The organism is Scytonema millei VB511283, from assembly GCF_000817735.3.
In the GTDB taxonomy this organism is placed as follows: domain Bacteria; phylum Cyanobacteriota; class Cyanobacteriia; order Cyanobacteriales; family Chroococcidiopsidaceae; genus Chroococcidiopsis; species Chroococcidiopsis millei_B.
This window is the reverse complement of the sequence record NZ_JTJC03000002.1, coordinates 672,451-686,293: the sequence shown is the minus strand read 5'-3', so window position 1 is coordinate 686,293 and position 13,843 is coordinate 672,451. Positions and strand designations below refer to the sequence as shown.

General features: G+C 42.9%; 12 protein-coding genes. 7 read left to right on the top strand and 5 right to left on the bottom strand.

The window, feature by feature from the left end:
- The first annotated feature begins 183 nt into the window (after positions 1–183).
- Positions 184–312 carry a hypothetical protein gene (locus QH73_RS28740; RefSeq protein ID WP_286194083.1) on the top strand — a complete coding sequence of 43 codons (129 nt, stop codon included), beginning with the start codon at positions 184–186 and terminating at the stop codon, positions 310–312.
- Positions 313–314: 2 nt separating this feature from the next.
- Here QH73_RS28740 and QH73_RS10820 read toward each other — a convergent pair whose 3' ends face one another.
- On the bottom strand, positions 315–1,577 hold the full coding sequence (locus QH73_RS10820) for an L-lactate MFS transporter (protein WP_039716420.1): 1,263 nt from the start codon (positions 1,575–1,577) through the stop codon (positions 315–317).
- Positions 1,578–1,769: 192 nt separating this feature from the next.
- Between QH73_RS10820 and QH73_RS10815 the strand changes: the two genes are divergently transcribed.
- Positions 1,770–2,621, top strand: a complete 852-nt coding sequence (locus QH73_RS10815) for an ABC transporter ATP-binding protein (RefSeq protein ID WP_039716421.1) — start codon at positions 1,770–1,772, stop codon at positions 2,619–2,621.
- An 84-nt stretch (positions 2,622–2,705) separates the two neighbouring features.
- Here QH73_RS10815 and QH73_RS10810 read toward each other — a convergent pair whose 3' ends face one another.
- A complete protein-coding gene (locus tag QH73_RS10810; protein WP_039717645.1) occupies positions 2,706–3,647 on the bottom strand; it encodes a tetratricopeptide repeat protein in 942 nt (313 codons plus the stop codon).
- Between the two features lie 749 nt (positions 3,648–4,396).
- On the opposite strand from QH73_RS10810, the gene QH73_RS10805 reads away from it, so the two are divergent.
- The gene (locus QH73_RS10805) at positions 4,397–5,035 is read left to right on the top strand and encodes a hypothetical protein (protein ID WP_039716422.1); all 639 of its coding nucleotides are present in this window, start codon (positions 4,397–4,399) and stop codon (positions 5,033–5,035) included.
- A gap of 155 nt (positions 5,036–5,190) precedes the next feature.
- On the opposite strand, the gene QH73_RS10800 is transcribed toward QH73_RS10805, so the two are convergent.
- Entirely contained in the window at positions 5,191–5,436 is a 246-nt protein-coding gene (locus QH73_RS10800; protein WP_132866901.1) for a hypothetical protein, read from the bottom strand.
- 803 nt (positions 5,437–6,239) lie between these two features.
- Here QH73_RS10800 and QH73_RS10795 point away from each other — a divergent pair.
- Positions 6,240–7,733, top strand: a complete 1,494-nt coding sequence (locus tag QH73_RS10795) for an MFS transporter (protein ID WP_039716423.1) — start codon at positions 6,240–6,242, stop codon at positions 7,731–7,733.
- Between the two features lie 618 nt (positions 7,734–8,351).
- Complete coding sequence (locus QH73_RS10790) at positions 8,352–10,577, top strand: putative bifunctional diguanylate cyclase/phosphodiesterase (RefSeq protein ID WP_039717646.1); 2,226 nt, start codon at positions 8,352–8,354, stop codon at positions 10,575–10,577.
- A 93-nt stretch (positions 10,578–10,670) separates the two neighbouring features.
- Here QH73_RS10790 and QH73_RS10785 read toward each other — a convergent pair whose 3' ends face one another.
- The gene (locus QH73_RS10785) at positions 10,671–11,429 is read right to left on the bottom strand and encodes a HEAT repeat domain-containing protein (RefSeq protein WP_039716424.1); all 759 of its coding nucleotides are present in this window, start codon (positions 11,427–11,429) and stop codon (positions 10,671–10,673) included.
- Positions 11,430–11,473: 44 nt separating this feature from the next.
- Here QH73_RS10785 and QH73_RS10780 point away from each other — a divergent pair, with 44 nt between their 5' ends.
- Entirely contained in the window at positions 11,474–11,614 is a 141-nt protein-coding gene (locus tag QH73_RS10780; protein WP_165587658.1) for a hypothetical protein, read from the top strand.
- Positions 11,615–11,654: 40 nt separating this feature from the next.
- Complete coding sequence (locus QH73_RS10775) at positions 11,655–12,629, top strand: cysteine synthase A (protein WP_039716425.1); 975 nt, start codon at positions 11,655–11,657, stop codon at positions 12,627–12,629.
- 117 nt (positions 12,630–12,746) lie between these two features.
- Here the strand turns inward: QH73_RS10775 and QH73_RS10770 are convergent, their stop codons facing one another.
- Positions 12,747–13,802, bottom strand: a complete 1,056-nt coding sequence (locus tag QH73_RS10770) for an aromatic ring-hydroxylating dioxygenase subunit alpha (protein ID WP_039716426.1) — start codon at positions 13,800–13,802, stop codon at positions 12,747–12,749.
- Positions 13,803–13,843 lie beyond the last annotated feature (41 nt).

Below are 13,843 nucleotides of genomic sequence, written 5' to 3'. Positions count from 1 at the left end.
GACAGAAGGCAGAAGCGAATAATGCTTGCAAGATGAGATCGCAGTATTTTTACAACTGCTGAGGTACTATTGCCGCACTAGTCTTTCTATATAGAAAGTTTGCCCATAATTTCTCAATAAACTCACAAGTTCCCGAACAGGGAGTAGGGGAAAGAGAGCTGAGGGAGCTGAGGGAGCGCAAGGTTGCTGAGGGAGCAAGACAATTCACGCATTCACGCATTAATTCCGAATTCCGAATTCCGAATTCTCTCCACTACACCCCACACCCCACACCCTACTCCCTACTCCCTACTCCCTACTCCCTTTAAATAGCACTAACTTCTAGCAACAGGTTCTTCTAAGATTTCAGACACAGCAGGCAGACGCTTCAGGAAAAATACAGCAACAATTGTTCCCGCGATCGCTAAACCTGCCATTGGATAAAAAGCGTAAGTATAGCTGCCGAAAATATCTCGAATTCTGCCAGCAACGATCGTACCGAAAAATGCTCCAACACCATAGGCAGTAAAGATAATTCCGTAGTTTTTGGCGTAGTTTTCGGCTCTAAATAGAGTTAAAGTTGCAGTTGGCGCGATCGCCAGCCATCCACCTAAAGACAGCCAAAATAAGGCAAAAGCCGCTATGTATGTCAATGTAGCGCCAGTACGGGCATTCAGCATCAAGATCGAAGCAATCAGAATTAGCACGTAAGAAGCGATCGCCGCTATTTTAGGATTGAACCGATCTGTTACCCAGCCAAATAACGGTCGTCCTAGTCCGTTAAAGATGGCAAATAGCGAGACAGTCATAGCTGCGGTTGTAGAGTCGAGTTCGATCATTTCTTGCGCTACAGGACTGGAAATGCCAATTGCAGATAGTCCTACAAATGTTCCAATCGTGTAGCAAGTCCACAGTCCGTAAAAGCTTTGAGTCTGCCAGATTTTTTCAGTAATTGCTCTAACTGAAGTTACCCTTGCCGAGCCTACATTTCCTGCTGGAGGCTGCCATTCTGAAGGAGGCATTTTCAATTGCGTGGCGATCGCGACCACAATAACACTAAAGACAATGCCTAAAATCGTAAAAGTTTGCCGCACTCCGTAAGCATCGATTAAATTCTTAGCCAAAGGTGCGGTAATTAACGGCGACAGTCCAAACCCAATCACCGTCAAGCCTACAGCTATCCCCTTCTTATCGGGAAACCACTTAGCCGAGACAGCTAACGGAACTCCATAAGCAATTCCAATTCCCGCACCAGCCACTAACCCGTAGGCAAAGACAAGCATTGGCTCGTTGGTAGCAAAGCTAGTGAGAATATAACCCACTCCCATCACTACACCACCAACAGCGGTGACAACACGGGAACCAAAGCGATCGATTAAAAAGCCTGCGATCGGCATTAACAGTGCAAAAACAACTAAAAGTACCGTAAACGGCAACAAACTTTCTGTTGCGCCGATATTAAGTAACTTTTCTAAAGGTTTTCTGAAAATACTCCAAGAATAGACCGTACCCAGGCAGAGCAGTACGACAATTCCTAATGGGATCAGCAGCCATCTACCCCGGTGTGCAGGCATACCAAACAGCTTGATGGTATCCATAGCTTTTCAATTATGGTAAATTTTGAATCTTTAGTATTTATCTATATCAAATAAGGTAAACAAAATCTTACTCAAGTTCACAAAACTAGACAAGAGTGGTAACTGACGGTTAACTGATAACTGTCAACTGTCAACTGATAACTGATAACTGCTAACTTAGGAGAGGATTAACTTAACTTATTGCAACAATTCATGTCTGCTGCTGTCTCGCTGCAAAACGTCTACAAGTCATACAACAACGTTCCAGTTGTCAACGACCTTTCATTTACCATCCAACCAGGAGAAATTTTCGGTTTACTCGGACCCAATGGCGCTGGTAAGTCAACTACGATTCGGATGTTAACAACGCTGACCAAACCAACCCAGGGTCAAGTTGAGGTAGCAGGATTCGATCTCGTGCGTCAATCCATCATGGTGAAGCAGTACATTGGCGTAGTCTTGCAGCAAATCAGCGTCGATAACGATCTCTCTGTTTGGGAGAATATGGAATTGCACGGACGATTGCATCACATTCCCAATCCTCAACGCCAGCAGCGGATCGGTCAATGGCTGGAATATGTAGAGTTAGCAGACCGTCGCGATAGTTTAGTCAAAACCCTCTCAGGAGGAATGAAGCGGCGCTTGCAGATTGCCAGAGCTTTGTTACACCAACCACAGATTTTATTTTTAGATGAACCAACCGTAGGACTAGACCCTCAAACTAGGCGGCGCTTATGGGAAATTATTCTCGATCTCAACAAGCAGGGAATGACGATATTGCTAACCACACACTACATGGAGGAAGTCGAGTATTTGTGTAACCGCATCGGAATTATGGACGGTGGCAAATTGATTTCCTTGGGAACTTTATCACAACTGCGATCGCAGTATGGTGAAGGGTTAGTGATGAAGCAAGTCGAGGAGCGCTGGGAATACCTTTTCTTTCCTAGCTTAGAGGATGCCAACACTTTCATTAACCAACAACAAAACAAAACCGGAATTATGGCACGACCCTCCAACCTCGAAGATATTTTCGTCGAACTCACAGGGCGAAGGCTGGACTGAACAGTTATCAGTTGTCAGTTGTCAGTTATCAGCGATTCCTGGCTACTAAATTTTGACTTTTGACTTTTGACTTTTGACTTTCAGTCAAAGCTGCGGTTCCGTACCACGATTAGTCGCTGGTAAAGTCATGAGGATTTCTCGAATTGCCTTTTGCGCTACTGGTAAATTTGGTCTAATCGATAAAGCTTGTCGGTAGGCTGCAAGAGCGCCATTCAGGTCGTTTTGCTGCTTGAGTAAATCACCAATCTGCAAGTACACTCTAGCGTCTTGAGGTTCAAGTTGAGCAATCTGTCTGAAAGTCATGAGCGCTGCTGGTGTATTGCCTTGAGCAATCCAGGCTTTGGCAAGAGCTTGCAGCAGTTTTGGGTTATTAGGTGCTTGCGTGACTGCTTTTTGCAGTGCAGCGCCCGCTGCATCATATTCTCCTTGTTCTAGCAGTAGCAAACCCATTAACTCGTTCGCATAGGCGTTATTGGAGTCACGGTTTAAAACTTGTTGATATGCTTCGGCTGCACCGTCGTAGTCTCGCAGACGGAAGGAAATCACACCTAATCCTAAATAGGCATTTAAGTTATTGCGATCGAGTTCGATCGTGCGACGGTAAGCAGCTGCGGCTCCAGCATTATCCCGCAATTGCCCTAGACAATAGCCTAAAGCATAATGAAAATCGGCATGATTGGGAGCAACCGCGATCGCCCGACGATAGGAGACAACAGCAGCAGAATAGTTTTTTTGTAATGCTTGAATGTAACCCATAGTAGAGTAGATGCGGGCATTTTTGGGAGATATTTTAGCTGCCTGTTGATATTTAGCGATCGCGGCTGGTAGTTTGCCTGTATCCATCAATCTTTGCCCTTCTTGCAACAACTTCTCCAGCAGTTTGCGTTTTTTGACAGGGCTGCTGGGAAGGGCAGCTTTTGGGCTTTTTTGGGCGATCGTTGTTTTTGCCGTAGTTGGTGCTGGAGCAATGGCAGTCAATCCAGCTAGTAACAATAAATTAATTCCGAATAAAGTTAGTTTTGACACGGTTAATCTACTAGGGTATTCAGTCAATTTTGCTAGGTTTATCAGCGATCGGATTTTCAGCCAGCACATTGTAACAGCTAAAATAGCTGTTGCTTTTACGAGTAGACATTTTGACTTTTGTACGGGCAGGTTCGTTAATTAGTTCTGTCTCCAAGGGAGATTTTGGGTAACCTTACCCCTACAGCTTTTGGCTGACTGAAATCTTTGCTGTTGCCAGCTTTGAATTTTGCTCTATCTAATTAGCACACCTTTTTTGCAATATTGACAAATACTTTAAGCTTCGTTACAAAAGAAATGACCCACGCTAAGTCAAAAAGTATTTCTATATACATAGCTCGGCTAGTATAACTCTCTAGTACATTGAGTCACTACTGCTAATTTCTCTATCAGCAGGCAAACTATTGGAGTTAAACGCTAAGATGTGTTTTCGTAGCGCTGGCGTTCCCTTCAATCCTTTCTTTGACGACAGCAGCTATAGAGAAATTAGCCAAGCGCGTATCGAGAAAAACAGTATTAATTCTTCTTGCTTGTTAGTTCAGGAAATATAGTAAAGCTAGCGACAGTTTCAATAATTATCAAAAGTTCTCTTTTCTCAAAATTTATTGTTTGTTTTTACTTCTAAAGACAGATACCTCAACTATTTCTACTGATAGATAGGTAATTTACTAATTTAATCTAAATTAAGCTCAGGGTGAATTAGCTAAAAAAAATCTTACAAAAGTACAAAAAGAACAAAGGAGTTAATAGCTATGTCATATGTCAATCGACCAGTAAATGAAGTCATGACCGAACCAGCGGTTGCAGCTAGAGTCACAGATTATCACGATCGCGTTCGCTGGGGTCCAATTCTATCAGGGTTAGTTGTTACATTAGCAACTCAACTAATCTTAAGTGCATTATTTGGTGCAATTGGAGCAGACACGGTAGCTGGTTCGGGCGCGCCTAGAACCAACGCCCCTAACGTTGCAGGAAATGTTGGTATCTGGTCGGCTATCGGTTTGTTAATTTCTCTGCTCACAGGCGGTTGGTTTACAGCCCGCGCTTGTGGACCGATGAATCGCTCTACAGCACTACTTAATGGTGCAATTCTCTGGGCAACAACTCTCGCACTTAGCTCTTGGTTGTTGGCAAGTGGAGTTACTGGTGCTTTTGGTCTTGCTACTAATGCGGCTGCGAATGCTGCTGGGGCGATATCTAACCAAGTTCAACAAGGAGTCAACTTACCACAAGGTGGGAACCTAACTGCCGAACAAGCAAAAGAAGCTGCTGATGCAACTGCAAGAGGTTTGTGGTGGTTTGTATTTGGTTCCTTGCTAGGTTTAATTGCATCTCTGATTGGTGCTGCGGCTGGTGCGCGTAAACCTCGTACTAACGGAAACTATACTTAATCAAAACTGCATAGTAGTTTCTGACATACTGCACTAGGTAAACAATCTGAATAAACAACCTAGTTTATATGTATAAAAAGTACCTGAAATCGGGTACTTTTTATTTTTGATTTTTGTTTGTCAAAACTATGTACTCTCTATTCCTAATTAAGAAACTATTGTTTCTCTCCCAAAACACCCCACACTCCTGCTTCTCCAGATGCGTTCGCCGAGTTAGTAACGATCGCTTTTCCTGTAGATAGAGTATAAGCGATTGGTAGCAACCCTACCGCAAAAGAACATAAAACCACCAGTAATACTAGCCTGACTGGATGAGGATGGGGCAGTTCTACCATCCACTCTTGAGCTATAGCTATCCGATTCAGTCTTTCTTCCCGACTTAATCTGCTTTTTGTCTGCATTGCTAAACACCAGGTTCATAAAAAAGTTTGTTTTCATTTAAATATTACAATTATTTTCTGTATCTAAAACTACAAAATTAACCAGATATAGAAAAATTTACAAAATCAGCGTATTCTTCTCCGAGACTCTCAGTCCTCTCTTTTACCCCCTGTCTGCTTGCACCGGATAGTTGCGATCGCTTAAAGGCAGCGATCGAGCATATTTTTGATGACTGTAGGTCAGAGTAACTTTCTATTTAAATTCACCTATCAAAAGAGATATTGATAACTACGCAATCAGGAATAGATTCATATCTAAAAAATAATTATTCAAAACTCATTGGGAGCTATATCTAAATTAAAATCTGTCCCAATTGAATAAAAAACAAGCTTATCAAACTTCCAAAAACATTGTTACAAAAGAGCTTCAAGCATTGAAAGTAAATAAAAATTCTGGATGGCTCGCAATAAATGAACGTTTAAGAATTAAAAGTCATTAGCGAAACTTAAGTTTATATATCAAGAAATAATAACAATAAAAAATAAATGATATACCGATGCAGTAGCAATTGCAAAAATTGAATAATTGCGTCAATAAATATTAGCAAACCGTAGTATTTTATACTAATAACGTGTTAAAGCTTTTATAACTTAGAACAAGCCAACAACTAGAAAAAACTGAAAATAGTAATGATGTCGGACACAAACAACTAAATTCAAAACACAATCCCGCCTTAATAAGTAGCGATCGATTAGTTATTGGTTACTGATAACTGATAACTGATAACTGATAACTGATAACTGTTGTTACGGGAGAATTTGAGATGGCTGGTATATGGTCATTCAGCGGACGCTATCGCATTCTACATTTAACATGGCTGGCATTTTTTCTTACGTTTGTCGTCTGGTTTAACTTTGCCCCTTTCGCGCCAACAGTCAAAGCAGAACTCGGTTTAAGCGAAGCCCAATTGAGAACGATCGCCCTTTGTAACGTGGCTTTAACAGTACCAGCACGAATTATTGTAGGGATGATATTAGATCGATTTGGACCTCGAATTACCTATTCTTGCTTGCTAATATATGCAGCAATTCCCTGTTTAGCATTTGCCTTTGCCCAAAATTTCAGTCAATTGGTTTACAGCCGCTTAGCTTTGAGTATTGTCGGTTGCGGATTTGTCATTGGTATTCGCATGGTAGCTGAGTGGTTCCCTCCCAAAGAAATTGGCTTGGCAGAAGGAATTTATGGTGGCTGGGGGAACTTTGGTTCTGCGGGTGCTGCCTTCACTTTACCTTCTATTGCCGCAGCAACAGCTTTTCTTGCCGGAGGACAAATTAACTGGCGCTTAGCGATCGCATTGACAGGAATTATTGCGGCAGCCTACGGCATCTTCTATTTTTTCAACGTCCAAGATACACCACCAGGTAAAGTTTACGAACGTCCGGCTAGTAGTGCCGGAATGGAAGTCACTACTAAGAAAGACTTCTGGTTTTTATTACTAATGAACGTGCCTTTAGTCGGCATTTTGGGCGTACTTGGTTGGCGTTTAAATCAAGTTCAATTTTTTAACACCACAACCATGTATGTCATTTGGTTTCTGCTGCTGTGTCTATATCTATTCCAGTCTTACAATATCTGGCAAGCAAATAAGCAGTTAATGCAGGGTAAAAAACGCTATCCTCCAGAAGATCGCTATCAATTTTCACAAGTTGCCAGTTTAGAGTTAGCTTACGTTGCCTGTTTCGGTTCGGAGTTAGCAGTCGTTTCCATGCTACCGACATTTTTCCAACGCGGCTTTGGCTTAAATGCAACTATAGCAGGGGCGGTTGCCGGAATATATGCGTTTATGAATCTGTTTGCCCGCCCTGGTGGAGGATTGATTTCTGACAAGGTGAACAGTCGTAAGTGGACGCTAGTTGTAACGCTAGCTGGAATGGGAATTGGCTATCTGATCTTTAGCAGTTTAGGGGGAAATATTCCGCTACCAGTAGTCGCAATCATGACAGCGCTTGCTTCGTTCTTTGTGATGGCAGCAGAAGGGGCAACTTACGCGATCGTACCTTTAATAAAGCGTCGCGTCACCGGACAAATTGCTGGCAACGTGGGAGCTTATGGTAACGTTGGTGCAGTTGCTTTTCTCACTATTTATAGTCTTTTGCCTAACGATCCAACAGGCGATCGCGTTTTCTTCCAGATGTTAGGAGTGGTGGGTTTAATTGTGACTAGTTTGTGCGCTTTCTGCCTCAAAGAACCAACCGGTTCTCATAGTACGGAAGGTGTTCCAGAAGCGATCGCCACCAAAGTATCGATAACAAAATAGCTAGGCGATCGCCACGATACACGATATGTTCTCATAATGTGATTGTCAGGATACATAGATATGTACCTGACAATTTTTCAATCTGCTGACAAAAACGCAATCATTTTAAGATTTATTTTAATATTTTTAGTATTTTTCATAATTGCGCGATCGCCCACTCCTACACCCAAGTAAGATTGCGGGAGATCTGAAATTTCTCTATGAGAAAATTACAAAGTATCTCCGTATATTCTCGTCTATAGTCAGCTATGTCTTCACGCTAGCAACATAATTCAGCGAAATTACTGCGATCGGCTAGATTGGAGTCTATTGCTGCACGAATAAAAAACTGTAGTTTCACTCATGTCATGTCTATTCAATTTTCTGTACAACCAGTATAGGGATAAAGTTATTATAAATTCAGTGCAAGTTTTATCGTTACTTTAAAAAAATATTAAATCTCTTTTGATAAATATATTGATAATTTTAGCCAGAAAGTACCGATCCACGCATAGTTAACACCTGATGTTGTAAAAGAGAAATTTATTCAACGTCACTCAGTTTTGAGATGACTATTAAGTATTTAAAGCCAGCGAGCGCACTAGGGCTGCCACCACCATTATGCCTACAGGATATCTGATGTCGATTATGAGATTTCATCTCGGATGGCGAGCGAATTTCGAGAGATCGGTAGTTCGCTGGGCGTGGTGGTTGCTCGTCTTTCTTTTACTGGAAGCAGCCGTAACAATTTTTGGTAGTAGAACTTGGAATTGGCAAAATTTGACGGTTGGCTTGCTATTTTTTCTAGTCATTTTAACTATGTCTCAGGTGATAAATTACATTCCCTGGACGTTTTTTCGTTCTCAATGGTGGATCGAGCGCTATCGAACAAAAAGCGATCGCCCGTTACGAGATTTTGCTTTACTTCAGTTCAGTATTTTAGTTTTATTAGTCTGTGGTGCTACGGCAGTTGGTTGGTGTTTTCGACAACTCTTAAGTATTAAATATATTGCCAACAACAGTGTAATTTTTCTACTTTTATTAGTATCGTTAGCTTTCGTCAGTGTGGCGATCGCCTATTGGACGACGTTACCGCAAGTTGCCGCAATTGACGCAGTGCGCCAACAAGCAGAAAACCTATTTCTTAACGCCTCAGAACGATACGATTTAGTCATGCAAGGGGCGAATGAAGGACTGTGGGATTGGAACCTCGAAAATCATGAAATTTACTTTTCTCAGCGCTGGAAAGCCATGCTAGGCTACGCAGATGATGAGCTTGCTAGTACCTTAGACGAGTGGCGCGCTCGGATTCATCCCGATGACAAAGCGCAATTTCAACTTGAGTTGTCCAGGCATTTAGATGGTACGACTAGCCATTTTGAACGGGAACACCGGATTTTACATAAAGATGGAACATATCGCTGGGTACTAAGTCGCGGTTTGGCAGTCAGGAACGAGGAAGGACAAGCTTACCGCATGGCTGGTTCTCAAACTGATATTACCGATCGCCATCGTGCCGAAGCTCAGTTAAGTCATGATGCCTTACACGATCGACTCACGGGCTTATCCAACAGAATTTTATTTCAAGAGCGCTTGGAATATGTCTTGCAACTGGCGAAACGTCACAACATTTTCTCTTTTGCCGTGCTATTCGTCGATCTCGATCGGTTTAAAACGATCAACGATAGCTTGGGACATTTGGTAGGCGATCGCCTATTGATTAGTATTGCTCAAAGACTCAAAGCATGTATCCGCAGCAGCGATACATTGGCACGCTTAGGCGGGGATGAATTTGCCATTCTGATCGAAGATTTGGACGACAAAGGCGACATTATCCACCTCGTCGAACGGATACAGCAAGAATTTAAGTTACCCTTCCACCTCAGCGGACAAGAAGTCTACGCTAATGCGAGTATCGGCGTGTTAATCGATACGGCTAACTACGACTGTGCTGAAGATCTGCTACGAGATGCAGATATAGCTATGTATCGGGCAAAAGAACGGGGACGTGGGTGTTATGAGATATTTGATATTACCATGCGCGATCGCGCTGTCGCCATGCTGCACTTAGAAACCGACTTGCGCAAGGCAATTATCAACCAAGAATTTCAACTCCACTACCAGCCGATCGTCGCACTACATAACAACCAAATTACCGGATTTGAAGCCTTAGTTCGCTGGCAGCATCCAGATAAAGGCTTAATTCCGCCCATAGAATTTATTGGTGTTGCGGAAGAAACAGGACTGATTTTGCCATTAGGGATGTGGGTATTACAAGAAGCCTGCACTCAGATGCGTACTTGGCATGAAGAATTTCCTTCCCATCCACCGCTATCAGTCAGCGTCAATATTTCTGGCAAGCAATTCGCCCAAGTCGATTTAGTCGATAAAATTCGCCAAATTCTAGCAGAAACTCGTTTTGACCCGCATTCTTTAAAGCTGGAAATTACCGAAAGCACGATTGTCGAAGATTTAACATCTGCTAATGCCAAACTGATCCAGTTACAAGAATTGGGCATTCAAGTTTCCATTGATGATTTTGGCACTGGTTATTCTTCTTTATCGTATTTAAGTCGCTTTCCGATCAATTTTTTGAAAATCGATCGCTCCTTCATTCAAGATATAGACACTAGTTCCGAGCGCTTAGAAATTATTCGGGCGATCGTTTCCCTAGCCGATAGCTTGAAAATTGATGTCGTCGCCGAAGGGGTAGAAACCGCATCTCAACTCGCTCAACTCTGTTCCCTCCAGCCTACATCTGGGCAAGAACACTTTGCTCAAGGCTACTTATTCTCCAAACCACTCAATCGCGATGCTGCCAAGAATCTCATCGCCTCCGGTCGCGATTGTTATGTTTCTAAGTGAGCAGTGACTAGTGATTAGTGGCTAGTGACTAGTAAAGAGTTTGGTTCCACTAGCCACTAGCCACCAGCTACCAGCCACTCACAAATGACAAATTTAAAACCATCCTTCCTGTTCCAAGGTCTCGATCAATTGCAGTCCTCGCGGATCGCCGACACCGAGAATGGCAGCTCTAGCATCTTCTTTTACGCCTAAATCTTCATCTTCGGCAAAAGCTTGGATTAATGCATCGACTGCCGTAGCATAGACGACGTTAGAAGGGAGTTCGCGACATAATTGACCTACCGACCAAGCGCAATTGCTCCTGACTGCTGCTACGGGGTCTTGTACCAAAGCTTCAATCAGGGGTGGCATGGCTCCGACTACTGCTTCGTAACCGATTTCTGCCATTTGTGCTAAAGCGCTAGCAGCCCACAGCCGCACGGCGGGAATATCGGTTCTCAAAGCTTCTGCTAAAGGTTTGAGGGAACGGCGATCGCGACAGTTGCCTAATGCCCAGACAACTCCCTTACGCACGTAACCGTTCCAGTCTCGATTTAATTGTTGAATCAGTGCCTCTACCGCTTCTGGGCTGGGGTTGCGTCCGATCGCATAGGCTGCACTAACTCTGACTAAAGGACAAGCATCTGTTAATAAGCGAATTAAATGGGGCGTTGCCCGCTCATCTTCAATTTCGCAGAAAGCACGCGCTGCCAACATCCTCTGCTGAGTTTGAGGATTTTCTAGTAAGGCAAGCATTTCCTCTGGGTTAGGTTTGGCAATTTCAGCATCAGCAGTTAAAGCACCCAGATGATCTAGGGGACTATCTAGCTGTACTGCTTCATCTAATATGCTGAGGTCGTCTTCGTCATACATGAGCGATCTGTTCACCGCGTTCTTTTGCCATCAATTGATGTGGCTTGGCGATCCATATAGTTAGCTACAATGATTTTACTCTGCCCGACACCCTACGGCTAACTCCTTTATGTTTTTATCTGCGATCGCACTTGCGACTGCCATCTGAAGATCGCAACAATACACCCTACCATCTACCGCAATAAGTCAGAATTTTTATAGATGATAATTAACGGTAGTTTAGGAATGGATATCAAAAACGGGTTTGTCGGTACTGTAGGCAATACACCCCTGATCCGGCTTAACCGCTTCAGTGAAGAGACTGGGTGTGAAATTCTTGGTAAGGCAGAGTTTCTTAACCCTGGGGGTTCGGTGAAAGACCGCGCCGCACTTTACATTATTAAGGATGCGGAAGAAAAAGGCATTCTCAAACCTGGGGGTACGGTGGTAGAAGGGACAGCGGGAAATACTGGCATCGGACTTGCCCATATTTGTAATGCTAAGGGCTACAAAAGCTTAATTGTGATTCCCGATACCCAGTCGCAAGAAAAAATGGATGCGTTGAGGCTGTTGGGGGCTGAGGTGCGTCCCGTTCCTGCCGTACCATACAAAGACCCGAATAATTATGTCAGGCTCTCCGGTAGAATTGCCGAAGAGATGGAAAACGCAATTTGGGCAAACCAGTTTGATAATTTAGCCAATCGCACGGCGCACTATGAAACGACTGGAAAAGAAATTTGGGAACAGACGGATGGTAAAGTTGACGTATGGGTCACATCCACAGGTACTGGCGGTACGCTAGCAGGGGTAGCAATGTACCTAAAAGAAAAAAATCCTGCTATCAAGACAGTTTTAGCCGATCCAATGGGTAGCGCGCTTTACAGTTATATCAAGACAGGTGAAACTAAAAGCGAGGGTAACTCTATCACCGAGGGCATCGGTAATAGTCGAGTGACTGCTAACATGGAGGGCGCACCGATTGACGATGCAATTCGCGTTACTGACACTGTAGCAGTGCAAATTGTCTACCGTTTGCTGCAAGAAGAGGGATTATTTCTCGGCGGTTCTACGGGTATTAATGTCGGTGCGGCGATCGAATTAGCTAAGCAGTTGGGTCCAGGTCATACAATTGTGACAATTTTATGCGATAGCGGTACGCGCTATCAATCGCGGTTGTTTAATCGTGCCTGGTTAGGAGAAAAGGGACTGTTGCCAGCTTAGATCTTTTCTCTCAGCCGTGTCTCGGAAGATCCCCCCAACCCCCCTTTTTAAGGGGGGCTATGGAACGGGATCTGTGCAAAAACAAATAGAAGTGGCATGAGGTTAAAAGAGCGATCGCTAATCAGTATTAGCTTGACTTCTAATCAATTTTTGGACGCTAACTAAAGCGCGGTTTAATTCATGATTTTTTTGTTCTGGATGGGCGAGATAGGCTTGCTGTTCCTCTTCAATCATTTGTACATCTTGAAGGACTAATCCATCTAATAATTTCTGTGCCGAACCAAATAAACTGTTTTTGACGAACTTCCTAAAAGCTACGGGTAATTTATGCAAGCGCCAGAAGGCATTGAGAGAAGTAAAATGAATTAAATAGGCACGAGTTTTAATGTCATTGATTGGGCAAAATAAACAATAAATTTTAAAATCATTTCCTAATGTTGATGTCCAATTGGGATAAATATAGCTCACGTCTAAAGGTTCTGGGTGAAGCCGACGTAAGGCAGGGAAAAATAATTGTGATATCGACCAGATTTTATCAATTTTATAATAACTTTGTGCTTGGTAATGCGCGTCAACTCGTCCGTTATCTTCATAAATATCTTGCAACACTGGATCTGCCCAAGCTTGCCAACTTTGATGTAAATGCCCGTGGTACATATCCATCAAGTTTTCAATTAAATAAGAATAGTGAGCGGTACATTCAATAATTGAAACAGTGGCAATATAGTTGAGATGATCCCATTCTGGTAAGCCCAAAGGTTGAATTTGTGTAGATATATTGGAATCGCCAGGAAATATCCAAATAAAACCATCCTGTTCTCGTACTGGATAATGGCGAATTTTGCAATTTGGTAGTTTTTGATTTGCTGCCAAATAAGGAACGGCAACACATTCACCATTTCCCCCTATATGCCAGCCGTGGTAAGCACATTCTATATTGTTATCTACAACTCGTCCGTGACTAAGTTTGACTTGACGGTGCGGACATCGATCTTCTAAAGCATAGACTTTACCATCGTTGCCACGATAAATTGCGATCGCTTGCTGCCAAAGAGTAACGGCTATAGGATTAGTAGTAACTTCACTACTTCGGGCGACTGCATACCAGTGATTCGGATTAATTCCGGTTTGTCGAATATCGCGCTGTTGTGAAATTAGTGAGGGTGTTTGCATAGCTTTATATATTTTTGAATCTAATAATTTTGAAATTTGTA